General features: G+C 67.3%; 21 protein-coding genes. 17 read left to right on the top strand and 4 right to left on the bottom strand.

The window, feature by feature from the left end; genetic code table 11:
- Positions 1 to 13: 13 nt before the first annotated feature.
- The 12 genes from A8M77_RS26740 to gshB all read left to right on the top strand — a co-directional run bounded on the left by A8M77_RS26740 (position 14) and on the right by gshB (position 14,347).
- Entirely contained in the window at positions 14 to 577 is a 564-nt protein-coding gene (locus A8M77_RS26740) for an outer membrane protein assembly factor BamE (RefSeq protein WP_086924560.1), read from the top strand.
- A 52-nt stretch (positions 578 to 629) separates the two neighbouring features.
- Positions 630 to 1,460 carry a 4-hydroxy-tetrahydrodipicolinate reductase gene (gene dapB / locus A8M77_RS26735; RefSeq protein ID WP_086924594.1) on the top strand — a complete coding sequence of 277 codons (831 nt, stop codon included), beginning with the start codon at positions 630 to 632 and terminating at the stop codon, positions 1,458 to 1,460.
- A gap of 163 nt (positions 1,461 to 1,623) precedes the next feature.
- The gene (locus A8M77_RS26730) at positions 1,624 to 2,322 is read left to right on the top strand and encodes a MotA/TolQ/ExbB proton channel family protein (RefSeq protein ID WP_086924559.1); all 699 of its coding nucleotides are present in this window, start codon (positions 1,624 to 1,626) and stop codon (positions 2,320 to 2,322) included.
- Positions 2,323 to 2,335: 13 nt separating this feature from the next.
- The gene (locus A8M77_RS26725) at positions 2,336 to 2,794 is read left to right on the top strand and encodes an ExbD/TolR family protein (protein WP_086924558.1); all 459 of its coding nucleotides are present in this window, start codon (positions 2,336 to 2,338) and stop codon (positions 2,792 to 2,794) included.
- A gap of 129 nt (positions 2,795 to 2,923) precedes the next feature.
- Positions 2,924 to 5,587, top strand: a complete 2,664-nt coding sequence (leuS, locus tag A8M77_RS26720; RefSeq protein ID WP_086924557.1) for a leucine--tRNA ligase — start codon at positions 2,924 to 2,926, stop codon at positions 5,585 to 5,587.
- An 8-nt stretch (positions 5,588 to 5,595) separates the two neighbouring features.
- Positions 5,596 to 6,102, top strand: a complete 507-nt coding sequence (locus A8M77_RS26715; protein WP_086924556.1) for an LPS-assembly lipoprotein LptE — start codon at positions 5,596 to 5,598, stop codon at positions 6,100 to 6,102.
- Between the two features lie 4 nt (positions 6,103 to 6,106).
- Positions 6,107 to 7,168, top strand: coding sequence for a DNA polymerase III subunit delta (gene holA / locus A8M77_RS26710; protein ID WP_086924555.1), 1,062 nt, complete (start codon positions 6,107 to 6,109; stop codon positions 7,166 to 7,168).
- A 90-nt stretch (positions 7,169 to 7,258) separates the two neighbouring features.
- Positions 7,259 to 8,551, top strand: coding sequence for a glutamate-5-semialdehyde dehydrogenase (locus A8M77_RS26705; RefSeq protein WP_086924554.1), 1,293 nt, complete (start codon positions 7,259 to 7,261; stop codon positions 8,549 to 8,551).
- 102 nt (positions 8,552 to 8,653) lie between these two features.
- Positions 8,654 to 9,958 (top strand): glutamate--cysteine ligase, encoded by a 1,305-nt coding sequence (gene gshA / locus A8M77_RS26700; RefSeq protein ID WP_086924553.1) that lies wholly within the window; start codon positions 8,654 to 8,656, stop codon positions 9,956 to 9,958.
- A 161-nt stretch (positions 9,959 to 10,119) separates the two neighbouring features.
- Positions 10,120 to 11,988, top strand: coding sequence for a potassium transporter Kup (locus A8M77_RS26695; RefSeq protein ID WP_086924552.1), 1,869 nt, complete (start codon positions 10,120 to 10,122; stop codon positions 11,986 to 11,988).
- 149 nt (positions 11,989 to 12,137) lie between these two features.
- The gene (locus A8M77_RS26690; RefSeq protein WP_086924551.1) at positions 12,138 to 13,406 is read left to right on the top strand and encodes a benzoate/H(+) symporter BenE family transporter; all 1,269 of its coding nucleotides are present in this window, start codon (positions 12,138 to 12,140) and stop codon (positions 13,404 to 13,406) included.
- On the top strand, positions 13,406 to 14,347 hold the full coding sequence (gene gshB / locus A8M77_RS26685; RefSeq protein ID WP_192871686.1) for a glutathione synthase: 942 nt from the start codon (positions 13,406 to 13,408) through the stop codon (positions 14,345 to 14,347). Before A8M77_RS26690 ends, gshB begins: the two co-directional genes overlap by 1 nt.
- Positions 14,348 to 14,401: 54 nt before the next feature.
- Here the strand turns inward: gshB and A8M77_RS26680 are convergent, their stop codons facing one another.
- Together A8M77_RS26680 and A8M77_RS26675 are read right to left on the bottom strand one after the other, a co-directional pair.
- Positions 14,402 to 15,166, bottom strand: coding sequence for a class II glutamine amidotransferase (locus A8M77_RS26680; protein ID WP_086924550.1), 765 nt, complete (start codon positions 15,164 to 15,166; stop codon positions 14,402 to 14,404).
- A gap of 29 nt (positions 15,167 to 15,195) precedes the next feature.
- Positions 15,196 to 16,650 (bottom strand): MFS transporter, encoded by a 1,455-nt coding sequence (locus tag A8M77_RS26675; RefSeq protein ID WP_086924549.1) that lies wholly within the window; start codon positions 16,648 to 16,650, stop codon positions 15,196 to 15,198.
- A 114-nt stretch (positions 16,651 to 16,764) separates the two neighbouring features.
- On the opposite strand from A8M77_RS26675, the gene A8M77_RS26670 reads away from it, so the two are divergent.
- Positions 16,765 to 18,075, top strand: a complete 1,311-nt coding sequence (locus A8M77_RS26670; RefSeq protein WP_086924548.1) for a zinc-binding metallopeptidase family protein — start codon at positions 16,765 to 16,767, stop codon at positions 18,073 to 18,075.
- Here the strand turns inward: A8M77_RS26670 and A8M77_RS26665 are convergent.
- Positions 17,987 to 18,274: a cysteine-rich CWC family protein gene (locus A8M77_RS26665; RefSeq protein ID WP_086924547.1), complete on the bottom strand. Its 288-nt coding sequence runs from the start codon at positions 18,272 to 18,274 to the stop codon at positions 17,987 to 17,989. The genes A8M77_RS26670 and A8M77_RS26665 overlap by 89 nt on opposite strands.
- Complete coding sequence (locus A8M77_RS26660; protein ID WP_086924546.1) at positions 18,271 to 19,527, bottom strand: 6-phosphofructokinase; 1,257 nt, start codon at positions 19,525 to 19,527, stop codon at positions 18,271 to 18,273. The genes A8M77_RS26665 and A8M77_RS26660 overlap by 4 nt, the downstream gene beginning before the upstream one ends.
- A 136-nt stretch (positions 19,528 to 19,663) precedes the next feature.
- Between A8M77_RS26660 and A8M77_RS35575 the strand changes: the two genes are divergently transcribed.
- The 4 genes from A8M77_RS35575 to A8M77_RS26650 all read left to right on the top strand — a co-directional run.
- Positions 19,664 to 20,125, top strand: coding sequence for a hypothetical protein (locus A8M77_RS35575; protein WP_143694768.1), 462 nt, complete (start codon positions 19,664 to 19,666; stop codon positions 20,123 to 20,125).
- Positions 20,122 to 20,589 (top strand): hypothetical protein, encoded by a 468-nt coding sequence (locus A8M77_RS35570; RefSeq protein ID WP_143694767.1) that lies wholly within the window; start codon positions 20,122 to 20,124, stop codon positions 20,587 to 20,589. The genes A8M77_RS35575 and A8M77_RS35570 overlap by 4 nt, the downstream gene beginning before the upstream one ends.
- A gap of 79 nt (positions 20,590 to 20,668) precedes the next feature.
- A complete protein-coding gene (locus A8M77_RS35565; RefSeq protein WP_143694766.1) occupies positions 20,669 to 21,349 on the top strand; it encodes a hypothetical protein in 681 nt (226 codons plus the stop codon).
- 100 nt (positions 21,350 to 21,449) lie between these two features.
- Positions 21,450 to 21,739: hypothetical protein (locus tag A8M77_RS26650; RefSeq protein WP_143694765.1), on the top strand; the 290-nt coding region annotated here is incomplete at its 3' end.

The raw sequence follows: 21,739 nt of genomic DNA, 5'->3' as shown, positions 1-21,739 counted from the left end.
CTGGCCCTTTTCCATGCCTGAGATTTCCCAACGCCGCCTCTGGCTGCTCGTCGGCGCCGTCGCCGCGATGCTGAGCCTGGGGGCCTGCAGCAGCTTCACCGAGCGTTCGCGCAGCGCGCTGTACGCCATCACCCCCTACAAGGTGGAAGTGGTGCAGGGCAATTTCGTCTCGAAGGAACAGGTCGAGCTGCTCAAGCCCGGCATGTCGCGCCAGCAGGTGCGCGAAATCCTCGGCACCTCGCTGCTCAACGACGTGTTCCACGCCAACCGCTGGGACTATGTATTCACCATCCGGCGCCAGGGCGTCGAGGCGCAGCAGCGCCGCCTGACCCTGTTCTTCAACGGCGAGGTGCTCGACCGCTTCGAAGGCGACCCGATGCCCAGCGAGCAGGAGTTCGTCGCTGCGGTCGACGCCCGTGGGCGCGCCGGCAAGGTGCCCGTGCTGGAGGCCACCGAGGACCAGCTCAAGAAGTTCGACCCGGCCAAGGACAAGGAAAAGTCCGCCGAGAGCGATACCGCTTCCGCATCCCTGCCGCCGCTGCCCCCCAGCTATCCGCCGCTCGAATCCGGCCGTTAGCGTGCTGTTCGAGCCGGCCGGCGCGGCCGGCCTCCCCCGAAAGCTCCCCCGCGTGACCGACTCTTCCTCCTCCACTCCTCCGCTCCACCGCGTCGCGGTGGCCGGCGCTTCCGGCCGCATGGGCCACATGCTGATCGAGGCCGTGCGCGAGGCGCAGGACTGCCGCCTGGCCGGTGCCCTCGACATCGCGGGCAGCCCGGCCCTCGGCAGCGACGCCGCCGCTTTCCTTGGCTTCGCCAGCGGCGTGCCCATCGTGGCCGACCTGCGCGAAGGCCTGAAGAATGCGCAGGTGCTGATCGACTTCACCCGCCCCGAGGGGACGCTGGCGCACCTGGCGGTATGCCGCGAGCTCGGCGTGCAGGCTGTGATCGGCACCACCGGCTTCAGCGAGGCGCAGAAGGCGGAGATCGCCGCCGCGGCGAAGGACATCGCGATCGTCATGGCGCCCAACATGAGCGTGGGCGTGAACGTCACCTTCAAGCTGCTGGAGATGGCGGCCAAGGCGCTGTCCACGGGCTATGACATCGAGGTCATCGAGGCGCACCACCGCCACAAGGTCGACGCGCCCTCGGGCACCGCGCTCAAGATGGGCGAGGTGATCGCCGAGGCGCTGGGCCGCGACCTGAAGGATTGCGCCGTCTACGCGCGCGAGGGCGTCACCGGCGAGCGTGACCCGTCGACCATCGGCTTCGCGACCATCCGCGGCGGCGACATCGTCGGCGACCACACGGTGCTCTTCGCCGGGACCGGCGAGCGCATCGAGATCACGCACAAGTCCGCCAGCCGCGCCACCTACGCCCAGGGCAGCCTGCGCGCCGTGCGTTTCCTGGCCGGGCGCCAGGCCGGGCTGTTCGACATGTTCGACGTGCTCGGGCTGAAATGACGCTCTCCCCCAGGCTTCGCGCACTTCGTGTCGCTACGCCAACCCCCTCACCGGGGGCAACACCAGCGGCCCGGCAAAGCCGGTTCCGCGGTGTTTCCCGAACGGGCATCGCTTCGCTTGCCGCGATGCTCCAGAGGGAGCGCAGCGTCATGGGGCCACCGGAATGACAGTCCTGGAGTTGCTCACCCATGGCGATGGCGTCAGCCGCTCGGTGGCAGCGCTGCTCCTGCTGATGTCGGTGTCGAGTTGGGTGATCATCCTCTGGAAGGCCTGGCTGCTGCGCGGCGGCACGCGTGACGTGGCGCGCAGCATCGCCGCGTTCTGGCAGTCGGCCTCGCTCGGCGACGCCGAGCAGAAGCTGCGCAGCTTCGACCGCGCGGCCCTGGTCTGGCCGGCGGTGAGCGCAGTGCGCCAGTTGGCCGTCGATCCCGATCCCGCCACGCTGGGCGGCGCCGTCGACCGGGCGCAGCGCCTGACGCGCGTGCTGCGCGACGCCCTCCATGCCGCGCTGCGGCGCCTGCAGTCCGGCCAGATCCTGCTTGCCACCGTGGGCGCGACAGCTCCCTTCGTCGGCCTGCTGGGCACGGTGTGGGGCATCTACGGCGCCCTGACCGGCATCGCCGGCGAGACCGGCGGCTTCACCATCGACAAGGTGGCCGGCCCGGTGGGTGAGGCGCTGATCATGACCGCCTTCGGCCTGGCGGTGGCGATCCCCGCCGTGCTGGCCTACAACGTGTTCGGCCGGGTGGTCGGTCGCATCGAGGCCGAGCTGGAAGGCTTCGCGCACGACCTGCTCGGTGCCCTGGGCGAAACGCCGGCACGCGAGGCGCAGCTGCCGCCCGCGCGGCCCGTGCCTGCCTGAGAGGCCCCTGCGCATGGCCTTCGGTCGCACCTCGCTCGGCAGCACCGCCACCGGCGGGCGCGCGATCGGCGGCGGAGGCCAACGCCCGCTGTCCGACATCAACGTCACGCCGCTGGTCGACGTGATGCTGGTGCTCTTGGTGATCTTCATCATCACCGCCCCCTTGATGGCCAGCTCGATCAAGCTCGACCTGCCGCGCACGGCGGCCGGCCAGCCCACCGACACGCCGAAGTTCGTGAGCCTGTCGGTGAATGCGGCGGGCGAGGTCTTCCTCAACGACCAGCCCGTCACCGCCGAGGTGTTGGTCGAGCGGCTGCGCAAGGCGGCCGCCGACAGCCCCGACACCGAGATCCAGCTGCGCGCCGACCAGGCCGTGCCCTACGGCCGAGTGGTCGAGCTCATGGGCGTCGCGAACCAGGCCGGCCTCCATCGCATCGGCTTCGTGACGGAAGCGCCCCCGAAGAAGCCCTGAGTCCTCTCTGCGGAGGAGGCAAGGCGTGTCTTCCCGGCCCGCGCCGAGCGGCACGGCGTTCCCAGCCGCGATAATCCGCTTTTCCCCGGTTCCCGGCCACCCGCTGCCGGGCCTTTGTTGCCCTGCCCAATGAACCCCAGCTACAAACCCAGTGACGTCGAGTCCGCCGCCCAGGCGGCCTGGACTGCGGCCGACGCCTACCGCGTGACCGAGGACGCGAAAAAGAAGAAGTACTACGCCTGCTCGATGCTGCCCTACCCCAGCGGCAAGCTGCACATGGGCCACGTGCGCAACTACACCATCAACGACATGCTCACGCGCTACCTGCGCATGAGCGGCTACAACGTCCTGATGCCGATGGGCTGGGATGCCTTCGGCCTGCCGGCCGAGAACGCGGCGCTCAAGAATGGCGTGCCGCCGGCCAAGTGGACCTACGAGAACATCGGTTACATGAAGAGCCAGCTCCAGGCCATGGGCCTGGCGATCGACTGGAGCCGCGAGATCGCGACCTGCGACCCCGGCTACTACAAGTGGAACCAGTGGCTGTTCCTCAAGATGCTCGAGAAGGGCATTGCCTACCGCAAGACCCAGGTGGTCAACTGGGACCCGGTCGACCAGACCGTGCTGGCCAACGAGCAGGTGATCGACGGCAAGGGCTGGCGCACCGGCGCCACCGTCGAGCGGCGCGAGATCCCGGGCTATTACCTGAAGATCAGCGATTACGCCGAGGAATTGCTGGATCACACCCAGCACAAGCTGCCGGGCTGGCCCGAGCGGGTCAAGCTGATGCAGGAGAACTGGATCGGCAAGAGCGAGGGCGTGCGCTTCGCCTTCACCCACGACATCCGGGATGCGCAGGGCGAGCTGATCCAGGGCGGCCGCATGTACGTCTTCACGACGCGTGCCGACACCATCATGGGCGTGACCTTCTGCGCCGTAGCGCCGGAGCATCCGCTGGCCGCGCACGCCGCCCGGAAGGACGCCAAGGTCGCCGCATTCATCGAGGAATGCAAGAGCGGCGGCACGACCGAGGCCGAGCTCGCGACGCAGGAGAAGAGGGGCGTGCCCACCGGCCTGTTCGTCCAGCACCCCATCACCGAGGAGCCGGTCCCGGTGTGGGTCGGCAACTACGTGTTGATGGGCTACGGTGACGGTGCCGTGATGGGCGTGCCCGCCCACGACGAGCGCGACTTCGCCTTCGCCAACAAGTACGGCATCGAGATCATCCAGGTGGTGCTGGTCGACGACGAGCCCCATTTCGACTACCACCGCTGGCAGGACTGGTACGCCGACAAGCAGCGCGGCGTCACCATCAACTCCGACAACTTCAGTGGCATGTCGTATGCGGAGGCGGTCAAGGCGGTGGCCCACGCGCTTGGCCAGAAGGGCCTGGGCGAGATGCAGACTACCTGGCGCCTGCGCGACTGGGGCATCAGCCGCCAGCGCTACTGGGGCACGCCGATCCCCATCATCCATTGCGAGGAGCACGGCGCGGTGCCGGTCCCCGAGAAGGACCTGCCGGTGGTGCTGCCCACCGACTGCGTGCCCGACGGCTCGGGCAACCCGCTGCACAAGCACGAAGGCTTCCATGCCGGTGTGGTCTGCCCCGTCTGCGGCAAGCCGGCGCGGCGCGAGACCGACACCATGGACACCTTCGTGGACAGCGCCTGGTATTTCATGCGCTACTGCGACCCGACGAACGACGAGGCGATGGTGGCCGAGGGCGCCCGCTACTGGATGCCGATGGACCAGTACATCGGCGGCATCGAGCATGCGATCCTGCACCTGCTGTACGCGCGCTTCTGGACCAAGGTGATGCGCGACATGGGCCTGGTGAAGGCGGACGAGCCCTTCAGCAAGCTGCTGACCCAGGGCATGGTGCTCAACCACATCTTCTATCGGCGTACCGAGAAGGGCGGCAAGGAGTACTTCCCACCCTCCGAGGTCACACAGGTGCTTGACGCGCAGGGCCGCATCAGCGGCGGCACGCTGGCCGACGGTACGGCGGTCGAGTACGGCGGCGTCGGCAAGATGGGCAAGAGCGAGCGCAACGGCGTCGACCCACAGGACCTGATCGAGAAGTACGGCGCCGACACCGCACGCCTCTACACCATGTTCACCGCGCCGCCCGAGGCCACGTTGGAGTGGAACGACGCCGCGGTGGAAGGCAGCTTCCGCTTCCTGCGTCGAGTCTGGAACTATGGCGTCGCGCTCGGCACCGCGGAGGCCGCCGTGCCTGAGGGCGACCAGATCGACCTCGATACGGTGGACCCGCGTTCGGCCTTCGGCAAGGAGGCCAAGGCCCTGCGCCGCGAGGTGCACACCGTGCTGCGCCAGGTCGACTACGACTACCAGCGCATGCAGTACAACACCGTCGTCTCCGGCGCGATGAAGCTGCTGAACGCGCTGGAGGGCTTCAAGTCCGACGGCAGCCCCGGCGACCGTGCGGCCGCGCGCGAGGGCTTCGGCATCCTGCTGCGCTGCCTCTACCCGGCCACGCCGCACATCACCCATGCGCTGTGGCACGCGCTGGGCTACGACCGTCTGCAGGGCCCGCTGCTCGATGCGCCCTGGCCGGAGGTCGATGCCGTCGCGCTGGAACAGGACGAGATCGAGTTGATGCTGCAGGTCAACGGCAAGCTGCGCGGCTCCCTGCGCGTGCCGGCCAACGCCACCAAGCCGGAGATCGAGAAGATCGCGCTGGCGAGCGAGGACTTCGTCAAGTTCGCCGGTGGTGCGCCCGCCAAGCGCGTGATCGTGGTGCCGGGCCGGCTGGTCAACGTGGTGGTATGAGAGGCGGCATGAACAGCTCTTTTTCTTCGCGCCGTGCACTGCTGGCCGGCGCTGCCGCCACGTTGGCGCTCGCGGGCTGCGGCTTCCAGCTGCGCCGCGCGCCGGATTTCGCCTTCAAGTCACTGTTCGTACCGGGCAAGACGGCTTTCGTGAACGCGCTGCGCCGTCAGTTGCGTGCCGCCGGCAACGTCGAGCTGGTGCCGGAGGAGGAGAAGGAGCGCGCCGATGCGATCCTGGAGGTGCTTTCGGAAAACCGCGGTACCGCCGTCCTCTCTACCAACTCGGCCGGCCAGGTGCGCGAGTTGCAGCTGCGCCTGACCATGCGCATCCGCCTGCGTACGCCCGGCGGCAAGGAGTTGCTGGGCCCGACCCAGATCGAGCAATTCCGCGACATCACCTACAACGAGACCGCCGCCCTGGCCAAGGAAGGCGAGACCGAGCTGCTGTACCGCGACATGCAGAACGACATCGCTCAGCAGACCCTGCGCCGGCTGGCGGCCGTCAAGAGCCTCTGATCCGATGCAGCTTGCGGCGGCCCAGCTCGATGCGCACCTGCAGAAGGGGCTGAAGCCGCTGTACGTCATCCACGGCGACGAGCCCCTGCTGGCGCAGGAGGCGGCGGATGCCATCCGGGCCGCCGCGCGGACGCAGGGCTGCACCGAGCGCAGCTCCTATACCGTTGCAGGCGCCCATTTCGACTGGAGCGCGGTGCTCGCAGCCGGTGGATCGCTGAGCCTGTTCGCCGAGCGGCAGATCGTCGAGATCCGCATTCCCTCGGGCAAGCCGGGCAAGGACGGCAGTGCCGCGCTGCAGCAGATCGCCGAAAGCGCTGCCGGCAACGACAGCACCCTGACCCTTGTGCTGCTGCCCCGGCTGGACAAGGCCACGCGCACCGGCGCCTGGTTCGCGGCGCTGGAGGCGCATGGCGTCAGCCTGGCGGTCGAGACCATCGAGCGCGCCGCGCTGCCGCAGTGGATCGCGCAGCGCCTGGCGCGGCAGGACCAGCGCGTGAAGGCTGGCGAGGAAGGCCAGCGCACGCTGCAGTTCTTCGCCGACCGGGTGGAGGGCAACCTGCTGGCTGCCCACCAGGAGATCCAGAAGCTGGCCCTGCTGTACCCGGCCGGCGAACTGGGCTGGGCGCAGGTCGAGGCCGCGGTCAACAACGTGGCGCGCTACGACGTCTTCAAGCTCTCCGAGGCGGTGCTGGGCGGCAATCCCCAGCGCGTGGCCCGCATGCTTGACGGCCTGCAGGCCGAAGGCGAGGCCGAGGTGCTGGTGCACTACACGCTGGCGGAAGACATCCGCGCCCTCAAGCGGGTGAAGGACGCCATGACGGCCGGCCGTCCTTTGCCCATGGCCCTGCGCGAGAACCGCATCTGGGGGCCGCGCGAGCGCGCTTTCGAGCGCGTGCTGCCGCGGTTGGACGACCGTGCGCTGGTTCGCCTGCTGCGTGCCGCCCACGTGGTGGATGGCATCGTCAAGGGCCTGAAGCAGCCCGACTGGCCGGCCAGCGGCTGGCAGGCGCTGCAGCGGCTGGCGCTGATGCTGTGCCGCGCGTGCGCCGCGCCGGCGCGCGGATGAGAGCCTGAGAGGCTTTCGTTGCATTTTCAGGAACTCGGCGTTTCGCGCCGGCGCCATGCCGCCCGGACCCTGCGTGGGACAATCCGGAGGATGAACGCCTTCAACGTCAACGAATACATGCAGACCCTGGGCATGCAGGCCAAGACGGCCGCTGCCCGGATGGCGAAGGCCTCCGCTGCGACCAAGAGCCAGGCGCTGCGCGTCCTGGCCCGGCGCCTGCGCGAGAGCGCCGAGGCGTTGGGCCCGGCCAATGCCCGCGACGTGGAGCGCGCCCGGGCCGCCGGCCTCTCGGCCCCCCTGGTCGATCGCCTCAAGCTCAGCCCCGAGGCCCTCGAGACCGTCGCGCTGGGCTGCGAGCAGCTGGCCGCCATGCCGGACGTGATCGGCGAGGTCATCGGCATGCGCCAGCAGCCCAGCGGCATCCGCGTGGGCCAGATGCGGGTGCCGATCGGCGTCTTCGGCATGATCTACGAGAGCCGCCCCAACGTGACCATCGAGGCCGCCAGTCTGGCGATCAAGAGCGGCAACGCGGCGATCCTGCGCGGCGGCTCGGAGGCGATCGAGTCCAACAAGGCGCTGGCCGCGCTGGTTGGCGAGGCACTGGCCGAGGCCGCCCTGCCGGTGGAGGCGGTGCAACTGGTACAGACCACCGACCGCGAGGCCGTCGGCCGGCTGATCGCCATGCCCGAGTTCGTCGACGTGGTCATCCCCCGCGGCGGCAAGGGCCTGATCGAGCGCATCAGCCGCGAGGCCAAGGTGCCGGTCATCAAGCACCTGGACGGCAACTGCCACGTCTACGTCGACGACACCGCCGAGCTCGACATGGCGGTGCGTATCGTGGACAACGCCAAGACCCAGAAATACAGCCCCTGCAACGCGGCCGAAGGGCTGCTGGTGGCCGCCTCGATGGCCGATAGCTTTCTGCCCGAGATCGGTGCCATCTTCGCGGCCAAGGGCGTGGAGATGCGCTGCGACCCAGCCGCCGCCCGCATCCTGCGCGCCGAAGGTGCGCTGCCGCCGGGGGCCAAGGTGGTCGACGCGGTCGAGTCGGACTGGTCGGAGGAATACCTTGCAGCCGTCATCAGCATCAAGGTCGTGGCGGACGTGGACGAGGCCATCGCCCACATCAACCACTACTCCAGCCATCACACCGATGCCATTGTCACCCGGGATCACATGCATGCCCAGCGCTTCCTGCGCGAGGTCGATTCGGCCAGCGTCATGGTGAATGCCAGCACCCGCTTCGCCGACGGCTTCGAGTTCGGGCTGGGCGCCGAGATCGGCATCAGCACCGACAAGTTCCACGCTCGCGGGCCGGTGGGCATCGAGGGGCTGACCTCGCTGAAGTACGTGGTGCTGGGGCAGGGCGAAGTGCGCACCTGAGGTGGCGGGGCGGCCGGGGCGCTTGTCATCCGGGCCGGCGCCCTCAAATCCTACAATTCCACTCCACCTTTCGCCGCAGAACACGCACTACAAGGCCGCCGCATGGTCCCCCATCTCGTCACTGCCCTGACCGGCCCGATCAACGAACTCGAGCAGCGCATCCTCGATTCCATGCCGGCCATCGAGCGCTGGTTCCGGCTGGAATGGATGGAGCACACCCCGCCCTTCTACAGCTCGGCCGACATCCGCAACGCCGGCTTCAAGCTGGCGCCGGTGGACACCAACCTCTACCCGCGCGGCTGGAACAACCTGACCGAGGACATGCTGCCGCTGGCAGTGCAGGCCGCGCAGGCCGCGATCGAGAAGATCTGCCCGGAGGCGCGCAACCTGCTCGTCATTCCCGAGAACCATTCGAAGAACACCTTCTACCTGGCCAACGTGGCCCGGCTGGTGCGCATCTTCCACATGGCGGGGCTCAACGTGCGCGTGGGCTCCATCGACCCCGCCATCAAGTCACCCAAGAAGATCGAGCTGCCGCACGGCGAGAGCGTGTGCCTGGAGCCTGTGGTGCGCAGCCGCCGGCGCCTGGGGCTCAAGCATTTCGATCCCTGCACCATCCTGCTCAACAACGACCTCTCGGCCGGCACGCCCGGCATCCTGGAGGACCTGCACGAGCAGTACCTGCTGCCGCCGCTGCATGCTGGCTGGTCGGTGCGCCGCAAGAGCAACCACCTGCACAGCTACGAGGAAGTGTCCAAGCGCTTCGGCAAGCTGCTGGGCATCGACCCCTGGCTGATCAACCCGATGCACGCGCGCGCCGGCGGCGTCGACCTCGCCGAGGGCAAGGGCCTGGACGTGCTGACCAGCCACGTCGATGCGCTGCTCACCAAGGTCCGGCGCAAGTACAAGGAATACGGCATCAACGAAAAGCCCTTCGTGGTGGTCAAGGCCGACAACGGTGCCGACCCGATGGGCGTGATGACCGTGCGCGACGTCAAGGACCTGGAGGCCTTCGGTCGTCGCAGCCGCGGCAAGGCGCCCGCCTCGCCGGGGCAGGAAACGCCCCAGGGGCCGACCGACCTGATCGTGCAGGAGGGCGTGCTGACCAACGAGCGGGTCAACAACGGCGTGGCCGAGCCGGTGGTCTACATGATGGACCGCTACGTGGTCGGCGGCTTCTACCGCGTGCATGCCGAGCGCAGCCCGGACGAGAACCTCAACATGCCGGGCGCCAGCTTCGTGCCGCTGGCTTTCTCGGAGAGTGCGCACTTACCGCAACCCGGCGCCAAGCCCGGTGCGAGCGCACCCAATCGCTTCTACATGTACGGGGTGATTGGCCGGCTGGCCATGGTCGCGGCCAGCTACGAAATGGAAGCGACCAATCCGGACGCCGAAACGTACGAATAATTTCTTAGCGGACTTGGCCTTGCGGCCGGTCCCGCTGGCGGCAAAATAGCGGCCCCACAGCAACGCAAACCCGAGGGCGGAGGGCGACGCGGAGGCCAGACAAGGCCGCCCCGCCGCCCCGGCGTGCATTCGACGCCGGACACCCTCGTGCACCCACTTTCGTGTCCCCGACCAAATCCTCCTCCGCCGCGCTGATCGTCGCGGCCATCGGCGTCGTCTACGGCGACATCGGCACCAGCGTGCTGTATGCAGTGAAGGAGGTCTTCGGCCACGGCCACGTGCCGTTCACCACCGAGAACGTCTACGGCATCTTGTCGATGTTCTTCTGGACGCTGACGGTGATCGTCTCGCTGAAGTACGTGGTGCTGGTGCTGCGCGCCGACAACGAGGGCGAAGGCGGCCTGGTCGCAATGCTGGCGCTGGCCTCGCAGGCGGTGGTCGACAAGCCGCGGCTGCGCCAGGTGCTGCTGGCGGTGGGCATCTTCGGCACCTCGCTCTTCTACGGCGACGGCGTCATCACGCCGGCGATCTCGGTGCTCTCGGCGGTCGAGGGCCTGGAGGTGGTGTCGCCGCACTTCAAGCACTACGTGATACCGATCACCCTGGTGGTGCTGTTCTGCCTGTTCGCCGTCCAGAAGCATGGCACCGCGGGCATCGGCCGCTTCTTCGGCCCGATCACGCTGGCCTGGTTCATCGCCATCGCTTTGCTGGGCGTTGCGCAGATCCTCACCCATCCGGAGATCCTCAAGGCCATCAGCCCGCTTTATGCGCTGCGCTTCATGTGGGACAACCCGGGCACCAGCTTCATCATCCTGGGCGCCACCGTGCTGTGCGTGACCGGCGCCGAGGCGCTCTATGCCGACCTCGGCCACTTCGGCAAGGGCCCGATCCGCATCGCCTGGTTCTCGGTCGTGATGCCCGCGCTCGTGCTCAACTACTTCGGCCAGGGCGCGCTGCTGCTGGAGAACCCGGCGGCAGTGAAGAACCCGTTCTTCATGATGGCGCCCGAGTGGGCCCTGATCCCGCTGGTGCTGCTGGCCACCGCCGCCACCGTGATAGCCTCGCAGGCGCTGATCACCGGCGCCTTCAGCGTCACCCGCCAGGTGATCCAACTCGGCTACCTGCCGCGCCTGAACATCGAGCACACCAGCGTGCGCGCCGCGGGCCAGATCTACATCCCCTTCGTCAACTGGGGCCTGTTCGTGGCGATCGTGCTGGCGGTGGTCATGTTCCGTTCGTCGAGCAACCTCGCGGCGGCGTACGGCATCGCCGTCACCACCGACATGCTGATCACCACGGTGCTGACCTTCTTCGTGATCCGCTATGCCTGGAACTACCCGCTGTGGCTCTGCGTCGCGGCCACCGGCTGGTTCTTCGTGGTGGACTTCCTGTTCTTTGCCTCCAACCTGCTCAAGCTCTTCGAGGGCGGCTGGTTCCCGCTGCTCATCGGCGGCTCCATCTTCATGCTGATGCTGACCTGGAAGGAAGGCCGGCGCCTGATGGGCCAGATGCAGCTGGCCGAGGCCATCGACCTGCGCGGTTTTCTCGATTCCGTCTTCGTCAACCCGCCGGCGCGGGTGGACGGCACCGCCGTCTTCATGACGGCCGAGCCGGGCGTCGTGCCCAACGCGCTCCTGCACAACCTCAAGCACAACAAGGTGATGCACGAGCAGAACCTGTTCGTCACCGTGCGCAACCACGAGGTGCCGTGGATCCCGATGGACAAGCGCATCGAGATGGAGGCGCTCGGCCACCACTGCTGGCAGGTGATCGTGCACTACGGCTTCAAGAACGACGTGGACCTGCCGCGCGCGCTCGAGCATGCGCGCCTGCGCGGCTGCCAGCTCGAGCCCATGACCACCAGCTACTTCCTGTCGCGCGACGTGGTCATTCCCACCCTGGGCAGCGGCATGGCGCCGTGGCGCGAGAAACTCTTCGCGCAGATGCACCACAGCGCGAGCGGGGCGGCCGGCTTCCTCGGCCTGCCGAACAACGCGGTGGTGGAATTGGGTTCGAAGATAGAAATTTAGCTCTCCCCCAGGCTCCCCCACTTCGTGCGGTCCGCCAACCCCCTCACCGGGGGCGACACCAGCGGCCCGGCAAAGCCGGTTCCGCGGTATCTCCCGAACGGGCCTGGCTTCGCCGGCCATGACTCGGCGCTCGGCGGCACAATTCTCGAATGAGATTCTTCAAGGACCTGGGCTTCTCGTCTTTTACCGCCGGCTTCGTCGCCGTGCTGGTGGGCTTCACCAGTTCCGTGGCCATCGTGTTCCAGGCGGCGCAGGCCTTCGGCGCCACGCCCGAGATCATCAGCTCCTGGATGTGGGCGCTGGGCCTCGGCATGGGCCTGGCCACGGCGCTGCCCTCGCTGTGGTGGCGCAAGCCGGTGATGATCGCCTGGAGCACGCCCGGCGCGGCTGTGCTGGCGGTGGCCGGGTCGGGCTACGGCATGGGCGAGGCCGTGGGCGCCTTCATCGTCTGCGCCCTGCTCATCACGCTGGCCGGCGCCACCGGATGGTTCGAGCGCGTGATGAACCGCATCCCGATGGCGCTGGCCTCGGCCTTGCTGGCCGGCGTGCTGGCGCGCTTCGGCCTGGAGGCCTTCCTCGCGGCGCGCACCGCGCTGCCTCTGGTGCTGCTGATGCTGCTGTGCTACCTCGTCACGCGGCGCCTGCTGCCGCGCTACGCGGTGCCGCTGACGCTGCTGGCCGCCATCGCCTTCGCGGCGGCGCGCGGCGAACTGGCATGGAACGCGGTGCACCTCAGCGTGGCGGCGCCGGTCTTCACCTTGCCGGTCTTCAGCTGGCAGGCGGTGGTCAGCCTGGCGCTACCGCTCTTCGTCGTCACCATGGCCTCGCAGAACCTGCCGGGCGTGGCGGCGATCCGCGCGGCCGGCTACGACCTGCCCATCTCGAAGCTGATCACCCTCAGCGGCCTGGCCACGCTGGCGTTCGCGCCCTTCGGCGCCTTCGCACTCAACCTGAGCGCGATCACCGCCGCCATCTGCATGGGCCGCGAGGCGCACGAGGATCCGGCGCGGCGCTATACCGCGGCAGTGAGCTGCGGAGCGATCTACGTGGTGATCGGCCTGTTTGGCGCCGCGGTCACGGGGCTGCTCACCGCCTTCCCGAAGGAACTGGTCGCTGCCATCGCCGGCCTGGCGCTGCTGGGCACCATCGGCAGTGGCCTGGCCGCGGCGGTGCGGGAGGAATCGCACCGCGAGGCGGCGCTGATCACCTTCCTGGTCACGCTCTCGGGCCTCACCATCGCCGGCATCGGCTCCGCCTTCTGGGGCGTGGCGGCCGGCGCCGTCGGGCTCGCGATCCAGCAACTGGGCCGCAAACCCTTCGCCGGCAAGGACATCGCACCTGCCTGCAAGATCAGGCAAGACGCCCGGGCCGCGGCAGACGCAGCCCGCTCCTCATCGACCACCGGAAAGACATCCTGATGCACATCCTTTTCGTTGCGGACCCTCTCGAGCAGTTCAAGATCTACAAGGACACCACCTTCTCGATGATGCGCGAGGCCCAGCGCCGCGGGCACAAGCTCTCGGCCTGCGTGCCGCAGGACCTCACCTGGCAGCGCGGGCGCCCCGTCATCGCGAAAGTGCGCGAAATCACGCTCACCGGCGAGCAGGCCTGGTTCCGCGAGGAGGCCGTGATCGAGCGGCCCCTGCATGCCTTCGACGCGGTGCTGATGCGCAAGGACCCGCCCTTCGACGCCGAATACATCTACGCCACGCACCTGCTGGAGCAGGCCGAGCGCGAGGGCGCGCGCGTGATCAACCGCCCGCGCGCGCTGCGCGACCATCCAGAGAAGCTGGCGATCATGGAGTTCGCCGAATACACCACGCCCACGCTGGTCACGCGCGATCCGGCCGCGGTGCGCGCCTTCCATGCCGAGCACCAGGACATCATCCTCAAGCCGCTGGACGGCATGGGTGGCATGGGGATCTTCCGCGTGCGGGCCGACGGGCTCAACCTGGGTTCCATCGTCGAGACGCTCAACAATCATGGGGAGCAGACCCTCATGGTGCAGCGCTTCGTGCCCGAGATCACGCAGGGCGACAAGCGCATCCTGGTGATCGCCGGGCAGGCCGTGCCCTTCAGCCTGGCGCGCATTCCCCAGGGCACCGAGGTGCGCGGCAACCTGGCCGCCGGCGGCAAAGGCGTGGCCCAGCCGCTGACCGACCAGGACCGGCGCATCGCCGAGGCCATCGGCCCGGTGCTCAGCGAGCGCGGGCTGCTGCTGATCGGGCTGGACGTGATCGGCAATGCGCTGACCGAGATCAACGTGACCAGCCCGACCTGCTTCCAGGAGATCACCGAGCAGACCGGCTTCGACGTGCCGGCCATGTTCATCGACGCGCTCGAGGCGGAACTGCGCTAGCCTCACTCAGGCTCTCAGCCCAACGCCAGCGCTTTGGGGGAACCCGGGGAGCGCTCAGCTTTGTCGCTGGCCGTCGACGAACACCGCCAACTCGCCGGGCATGAAAGCGGTCCAGGTCTCGTTGGTGGTCAGGGGCGCGGTGACCACCACCGCCACGCGATCGTCGGGCGTGGTGTGCTGCGCGAAGTCGATGGACAAGTCCTCATCCGACAGCTCCGCCGTCAGGAAGGGATGGCGCCGCTCGATGTACCAGAGGTGCGTGGAGGCATGGGACCACAGCGCCTGCCCGTTCGAGAGCATGAAGTTGAAGCTGCCGTGGCGCGCGAAGCGCGGCGCCAGCTCGCGCAGCGTGAGCGTCAGCTCCTCGACCGTCGGCACGCCGGCATGCGACTTGGCCAGCTCCTGCATGATCCAGCAGAAGGCATGCTCGCTGTCGGTGCTGCCCACCGGGTGGAAGTTGCCGTGCAGGCGCGGGCGGAAGTCCTTCAGGTCACCGTTGTGGGCGAACACCCAGTAGCGGCCCCACAGCTCGCGCACGAAGGGGTGGCAGTTCTGCAGGTTCACCGCGCCCTGCGTGGCCTTGCGGATGTGGGCGATGACGTGGCGGCTCTTGATCGGGTAGCGCCGGATCAGATCGGCCACCGGCGATTCGCAGGCCGGCTGGTGGTCGACGAAATGCCGCAGCCCCCGGTCCTCGAAGAAGGCGATGCCCCAGCCGTCGGCATGGTGGTCGGTGCGGCCGCCGCGCTGCGCGAAGCCCGTGAAACTGAAGGTCACGTCCGTGGGCGTGTTGCAGTTCATTCCGAGCAGTTGGCACATGCCGGCTATTAGAACGCAGCGGCGCCCACTCAGGCGCCAGGCTTTTCTTTCAGTTGCCAGGCGGCGCACATCGCCAGCGCGCATAGCGCCGCCAGCAGCGCGAACACCTCGTCGAAGGCCGCCAGCCGCGCGGCGCTGGTGGCCGGGTTCGCCAGCGAATCGCCGTGCGCGGCCAGCCGCCATTCGAGCACGATCGCGCACAGGCTCACGCCGGCTGCGCCGCCCAGCATGCGCAGGAAGTTGATCGCGCTCGCGCCCTGGGGGATCAGCGGTTTCTCCAGCGGCCGCATCGCGCCCAGGTTGAGCGAGGGCAGGATGAAGCCCAGCCCGATGCGGCCGATCACGGCGAAGACGGCCAGCAGCCAGATCGCGCTGTCCAGCCGCAGCACCAGCATCAGCGCGAAGGAGAGGGCCAGCAGCGCCAGCCCGATGCTCACCAGCAGCCAGGTCGGCTGCCGGTCCGCCAGCCGACCCACCAGCGCGATGGCGAAGGCCAGCACGATGCCGGCCGGCAGCAGGATGGTGCCGACGTGCGAGGCCGACAGCTGCAGCCCCACCTGCATGTAGACCGGCAGCAGGTAGGTCGAGCCGAACAGCGCCGTGCCGTAGATGAAGGCGACCACGCTGCCCATGGCGAACTGGCGGTGATGGAACAGCGCCAGGTTCATCAGCGGCGCGCCGCCCGCGGCCGCCACCCGCCGCTGCCAAGCCACGAAGGCGCCGAAGGCCAGGCCGGCGCCGGCCAGCAGCGCCGCGGCCTGCAGCGGTGCATCGCCGCGCAGTTCCACCAGGCCATTCAGCAGGCACAACGTGCCCACGGTGCCCAGCGCCACGCCGCCCCAGTCCAGCGCCGCGCCGCGCGCCGCGGTCGCGCCGCCCGGCGCGGTGACCGGCACGAAGCGATACGCCAGCCAGATCGACGCCAGGCAGAAGGGCACGACCATGAAGAAGATCGAGCGCCAGCCGAACAGATCCACCAGCACACCGCCGATGCTGGGCCCGATGGCCGGCGCCAGCACCACGCCCATGCCGAAGATGCCGCTCGCGCGGCCCTGCTCATGGGGCTCGAAGGCGCGCAGGATGATGATGGCGGGGATCGGCTGCACCACCCCGGCCGCCAGCCCCTCCGCCACGCGTGCGGCCAGCACCAGCGGGAAGTGGTTCGCGACCCCGCCCGTGATGCCGCCGGCCAGCAGCAGCACCATGGTGCCGACGTAGGTGCGGCGGTAGCCGTAGCGCGCCAGCAGCCAGGGCGTGGTGAGCATCGAGACCGTCATCGCCACCATGAAGCCGGAGCTGACCCACTGGGCCCGTTCCTGCCCCAGCGTGAAGTGGTGGCTCAGACCCGGGATCGCCACGTTGACGATGGTCGAGGACATGATCGACGCCATCACGCCCACCATCACGGAGAACAGCAGCAGCCAGCGGTAGCGGGTGCCGTAGCGGGCGGTGAGGGTCTGGGTGGAGGGAACGGCGTCGGTCATCGGGCGCAGCCGGGCGGGCTGTCCTACAAGGATATCGGGGTTTGCGCGCCGGGCCGGCCGGCCAGGCGACCGCAAAATGGCCCGCCTTCCCTTTCGCGCCCCCGAGAAGAACACATGGAACCCGCCACCGCCGACCCCACGCCCGCCGACGACGGTGGGGCATCCTCGCTCGCCGCCGAACTGAAGGCCCCCACCGTCACCCGCGCCTACCAGTGCCAGTGCGGCCGGCCCGTGTTCCTGCACAACAGCCGTTGCCTGGCCTGCCAGACCCCGCTCGGCTACGTGATCGAGCAACTCGGGGTGGTGCCTCTCGCACCGGCCACCCACGAGGGCGCCGAGCCCGACACCTTCGCCGTCTTCGGCGATGCTGGCGGTCGGGCCTACCGCTGCTGCGCAAACCTGATGACGCCGGCGGCCTGCAACTGGATGGTCCCCGCGCCGCGCGCGGGCGACGATCCGTCCTTCAACACCGACGGCCTGGTGCCCGGCATGTGTCTGGCCTGCAGCGTGACGCGCACCATCCCCGACCTGTCCATCGAGGTCAACGGCGAGCTGTGGCGCAAGCTGGAGCTGGCCAAGCGGCGCCTGATCTCGCAATTGCTGGCGCTGAAGCTGCCGGTGGCCACGCGCCTGTCCGACCCGGAGCACGGCCTTGCCTTCGACTTCCTCGGCAACCTGCCGGGCGGCCCGCACGTGATGACCGGCCACCAGATGGGCGTGATCACCCTCAACGCCGAGGAGGCCGAGGACGCGGTGCGCGAGCGCATCCGCGCCGAGATGCGCGAGCCCTACCGCACCCTGGTCGGCCACTTCCGCCACGAGATCGGCCACTACTACTGGGACCTGCTGGTGCACCCCGCGCCCTGGCTCGAAGGCTTTCGCGAGCTATTCGGCGACGAGCGCGCCGACTACGCGGCCGCGCTGCAGAACCACTACAACAACGGTCCGCCCGCGGACTGGGCCAATCACCACGTCACCAGCTATGCCAGCGCGCATCCGTGGGAGGACTGGGCCGAGACCTGGGCCCACTACCTGCACATGGCGGACACGGCCGACACGGCGAAGAGCTTCGGCGTGGATGCGCAGAACGTGGAGCTCACCAGCGACCTGTTCGAGCTGTCCGACCTCTGGCAGCCGGAGCATCCCGAGGCGAGCGAGTTCCTCGACTTCCTCAACGGCTGGGTGCGATTGACCAACGTGCTCAACGAGCTCTCGCGCAGCATGGGCCAGCCCGATTTCTATCCCTTCGTGCTGCCGCGCGAGGCGGTGCGCAAGCTGCAGTTCATCCACGAGGTGATCGCGCAGCAGCGCAAGGGCGGCGCCGCGCCGCCGGCGGTCATGCCTGGGACTGATGAAGAGCCGCCACCGGCGCCGGAGCCGGAGGTGGCACCACAGGAGCCGCCATCTCCGTCGCCGCCTGCGTAGCACAGCGGGCGCAGATGCAGGCGAGGCCGCGCGCCTCGGCCGGCACACGTGCCAATACTGACGGAGGCATCGGGGTCTGCATGCACCAGCAGGGACCCTGAGGCTGGCCCGTCTCGCGTTCGAGTTCGATGGAGCAGCGGTTGGCTTCGCTGCACAGGGGGCAGCGCGTGGCGTCGGGCAGCGGCGTCGCAGGCTTCACTTCGTGATCTCGAAGGGTGGCAGCTTCTTGGCCACCGGATGGTTCTGCAGCGTCACGTAGACCGGCAGCCCGTCGCGGTAGCTGGGGTAGTCCTCGCCCTGGATCAGCGGCAGCAGGTAGGCGCGGCCCTTGTCGCTGATGCCGTAGCCATCGGCCGAGATGTAGTCGCGCGGCATGAACTTCTCGGCATTGGCCACCTGGTCCAGCGGCGCGCTGCCGATGCGGTAGGCATAGGGCGAGTCGGAGGTGCGCTCGATGGTCGGCATCACCGAATTCTTGCCTTCCAGCGCCAGCTCCACCGCGTGCTGGCCCAGCTCATAGGCCTGGCGCGCGTCGGTGGCCGAGGCGATGTGGCGCGCCGAGCGCTGCAGGTAGTCGGCCACGGCCCAGTGGAACTTGTAGCCCAGCGCCTCCTTCACCATCTGCGCCACCACCGGCGCCGCGCCGCCGAGCTGCGCGTGCCCGAACGCGTCCTTCGTGCCCTGCTCCGCGAGGAAGCTGCCGTCGGGATGGTGTGCGCCTTCGGACACCACCACCGTGCAATAGCCGTGGTGCTTGACCAGCGCATCCACGCGCGCGAGGAAGGCCGGCTGGTCGAAGGGAATCTCGGGGAACAGGATCACCACCGGAATGCCGTGGTCCGCCGCCAGCCCGCCCGCCGCGGCGATCCATCCTGCATGGCGGCCCATCACCTCCAGCACGAAGACCTTGGTCGATGTCGCGGCCATCGAGCGCACGTCCAGCGAAGCCTCGAGTGTCGACACCGCGACGTACTTCGCGACCGAGCCGAAGCCCGGGCAGCAGTCCGTCAGCGGCAGGTCGTTGTCGATGGTCTTGGGCACGTGGATCGCCTGCAGCGCATAGCCCATCGACTGCGAGAGCTGGCTCACCTTGAAGCAGGTGTCGGCCGAATCGCCGCCGCCGTTGTAGAAGAAGTAGCCGATGCCGTGCGCCTTGAAGACCTCGATCAGCCGCTCGTACTCGCGGCGGTTCTTCTCCAGCGACTTGAGCTTGTAGCGGCAGGAGCCAAAGGCGCCCGCGGGCGTGGTGCGCAGCGCCGCGATGGCCTCGGCCGATTCGAGGCCGGTGTCGATCAGGTCCTCGGCCAGCGCGCCGAGGATGCCGTTGCGCCCGGCATAGACGGTGCCGATGCGGTCGGCATGCCGGCGTGCCGTCTCGATGACGCCCGCGGCGGAGGCGTTGATCACGGAGGTGACGCCGCCGGACTGGGCATAGAAGGCGTTGACAGGCATTGGATTAACTCCTGGAGATGAGCCCGCGGCGCTTGTGTAGAGCACAAGTGCTAGCGGATTTGATCAAAGGCAATTTTGCTCGCTTTGACGGTGTTCTCTCGGATATTCTCCGGCGGCCCAAAAAGCAGGGAGCAAGTTGCTGCCTTTCAAAAAACGAGATCAGGGAGAGTTGATGAGTTGGAGCTTCGCGCCAATGAGCGCCGTGTTGGCTGAGGCATGGGCGCCAGCCCGTTGCTTCGCCATCCGCGTGTTCTGTGTACTCGCGGTCGGTTCGACGGCTTTGGATGTTGCCGGCTGCGCGGGCATCGAACGACCGACGGCCGGTGCATCTGGGGAGGCGGCGGCGGATGGGTCGGAACCACGGGAACGCGGTCCGAAAATGCCGCCGAGCCACGTGCTTCGAGAATTCGTTATGTGCCACGAGACGCGCATCAATGGCGTCGTTGTCCCTTCGCGCAATCCGATCCATGTGGCCAACGGCGGTGTCAGCTGGGAGGGTAGCTGCATCGAGGTGACTGCGGAGGGCAAGCTGATCACCGTTCCCGGCCAGTGCATGTGGCTGCGTTCAGCAGAAGGGCCTTGCGGGGGCGCGAAGTGAACCGCTGGCTCGGCAGATGGTTAATGCTCTTTCTTGCCATGCAGAGCGTGGAGCCGGCGATGGCGTCGCCTGCTGAACCGCTGGCTTGCTCGGTCCCCAAGACGCAATTCGCTTCGGGCAAGCGGACCCGCTATCTGATCTCAGCCGTTCTTCGAAAAGGCGTTCAAGGCCTGCAGATCAGGCTCGTTCACACCCTGGAGTCGGCGGGCAACGCTGACGAGGCAACGGGCATCTTTCTTCGCCGCGTCCAGCAAGAGTACGCCGGCTATTCGGTAATGAGCACGTTGACATCCGAAGTCGAAGACGTCGCGCCTGCCTGTCCTGCGCGCGGCGCATTGCACGCATCGGGTTCATTCAACAGGTACGACCCACGGCCTGAGGCGTGGACTTTGATGCGGCGCCTGCCGTCTCAGGGACGCTTTCTAAATCAGAAAAATGAGTCCGAGAAAAATGATGAGTCATAGTTTTGCACGAATCTGTGTGAGCTCGGGTGACATATGGGCGCGTTGCGCCTGCTACTTCACTGAGCATGCATTCCGTCGCTTGGCATTCGATTTGACTGCTTTTGCTTTTTCTGCTTTTCTTGTGGCCGCTTGCATCAGTCTTGTGAAGCTGACCCGAGCTACGATCCCCATAAAGAAAACTGCTTCAATCTTATTGGTGATCATGGCGCTGTCCGGGTGCGCTTCAAACATCCAGCGTAAGCCGCTCTATTCACAAGGCCAAATGCAATACGGCTCGCGAGTGGCTTTGCTCGACCGGTTGAAGAATGAGAAAAAGTACGACGAACTCATGCTCGTACTTTTCCCCGATCTCCGGAATGGTGGCGTGGTTCCTCTAATGAACAAAGAAGAAAGCGAAGCTGACTTCTTTTGGTTGCGCCAGGAAACAGCTCTTTCGCCTCCAGCTGCAGTGGATTTTCCGCTGTATCTTTCGTGGAAATTGGCTTTTTCCGATGTTAACGCTAGCAGGCTGATGAATGCTCGCGGAAGAATTCTATTAATGCTTGATTCCAGCCTGTGTATCAAAAATTCGCGAGTTAGTTTTCCTTGGATGGCGTTGGTCGAAGGCGGTCTGTTCAATAATATGAAACTGCGTGAAGGGCGGATGTGGTTTGATGCAGTGAATGCAGCACTGAATTGGCATGGAACGGCTGTTGATCCGTTTTTGGCGCTCAAAACACGCTTTCCTCATCGGAAATCGCTGCGCGATATTTTGAAATGATAGAGAAGATTCGACAATCCAGCTCAGAGAAGTTGAAGCAATATGTGCCTTGATTTGGTTTTAATGTTATCTGCAAACAAATCTGAGTGAGATTAAGCAAGTGAAATATCTCTGCATATCGCTGTTGGTTTTTGTTTTTTCAAATCAAGCGGGTGCGGCATCGCCAAATGATTTGGAGCTGAAACCCGAGTTGCGCGCGCTATTTGTTGAGGCGCCGGGTGAAATCTCGCTGAACGGCTTCGCGGCATTGAAGTCGCTCGACTCGAACGCCGACAACCTCTTCGACAGCGCCGACGCGGCCTGGAACGACCTGCGCGTGTGGGTCGATGCCAACCACGACGGCAGGACCGACGCGGGCGAGCTCAAGACCTTCGCGGACCTGAACATCAC

The organism is Variovorax sp. JS1663 (genome assembly GCF_002157355.1).
In the GTDB taxonomy this organism is placed as follows: Bacteria; Pseudomonadota; Gammaproteobacteria; order Burkholderiales; family Burkholderiaceae_C; genus Variovorax.
The sequence above is the reverse complement of the archived record's forward strand: the minus strand, read 5'-3'. Positions and strand labels throughout refer to the sequence as shown.

Bases quoted from the DNA above. Each gene is read 5' to 3' on its own strand.
- A8M77_RS26675 (WP_086924549.1), bottom strand. From the start codon at position 16,650: ATGACCGACGCCGTTCCCTCCACCCAGACCCTCACCGCCCGCTACGGC.
- holA (WP_086924555.1), top strand. From the start codon at position 6,107: ATGCAGCTTGCGGCGGCCCAGCTCGATGCGCACCTGCAGAAGGGGCTG.
- A8M77_RS26690 (WP_086924551.1), top strand. From the start codon at position 12,138: ATGAGATTCTTCAAGGACCTGGGCTTCTCGTCTTTTACCGCCGGCTTC.
- A8M77_RS26730 (WP_086924559.1), top strand. From the start codon at position 1,624: ATGACAGTCCTGGAGTTGCTCACCCATGGCGATGGCGTCAGCCGCTCG.
- A8M77_RS26740 (WP_086924560.1), top strand. From the start codon at position 14: ATGCCTGAGATTTCCCAACGCCGCCTCTGGCTGCTCGTCGGCGCCGTC.
- A8M77_RS26705 (WP_086924554.1), top strand. From the start codon at position 7,259: ATGAACGCCTTCAACGTCAACGAATACATGCAGACCCTGGGCATGCAG.
- leuS (WP_086924557.1), top strand. From the start codon at position 2,924: ATGAACCCCAGCTACAAACCCAGTGACGTCGAGTCCGCCGCCCAGGCG.
- gshB (WP_192871686.1), top strand. From the start codon at position 13,406: ATGCACATCCTTTTCGTTGCGGACCCTCTCGAGCAGTTCAAGATCTAC.
- A8M77_RS26670 (WP_086924548.1), top strand. From the start codon at position 16,765: ATGGAACCCGCCACCGCCGACCCCACGCCCGCCGACGACGGTGGGGCA.
- A8M77_RS26660 (WP_086924546.1), bottom strand. From the start codon at position 19,527: ATGCCTGTCAACGCCTTCTATGCCCAGTCCGGCGGCGTCACCTCCGTG.
- A8M77_RS26715 (WP_086924556.1), top strand. From the start codon at position 5,596: ATGAACAGCTCTTTTTCTTCGCGCCGTGCACTGCTGGCCGGCGCTGCC.
- A8M77_RS26680 (WP_086924550.1), bottom strand. From the start codon at position 15,166: ATGTGCCAACTGCTCGGAATGAACTGCAACACGCCCACGGACGTGACC.
- gshA (WP_086924553.1), top strand. From the start codon at position 8,654: ATGGTCCCCCATCTCGTCACTGCCCTGACCGGCCCGATCAACGAACTC.
- A8M77_RS26725 (WP_086924558.1), top strand. From the start codon at position 2,336: ATGGCCTTCGGTCGCACCTCGCTCGGCAGCACCGCCACCGGCGGGCGC.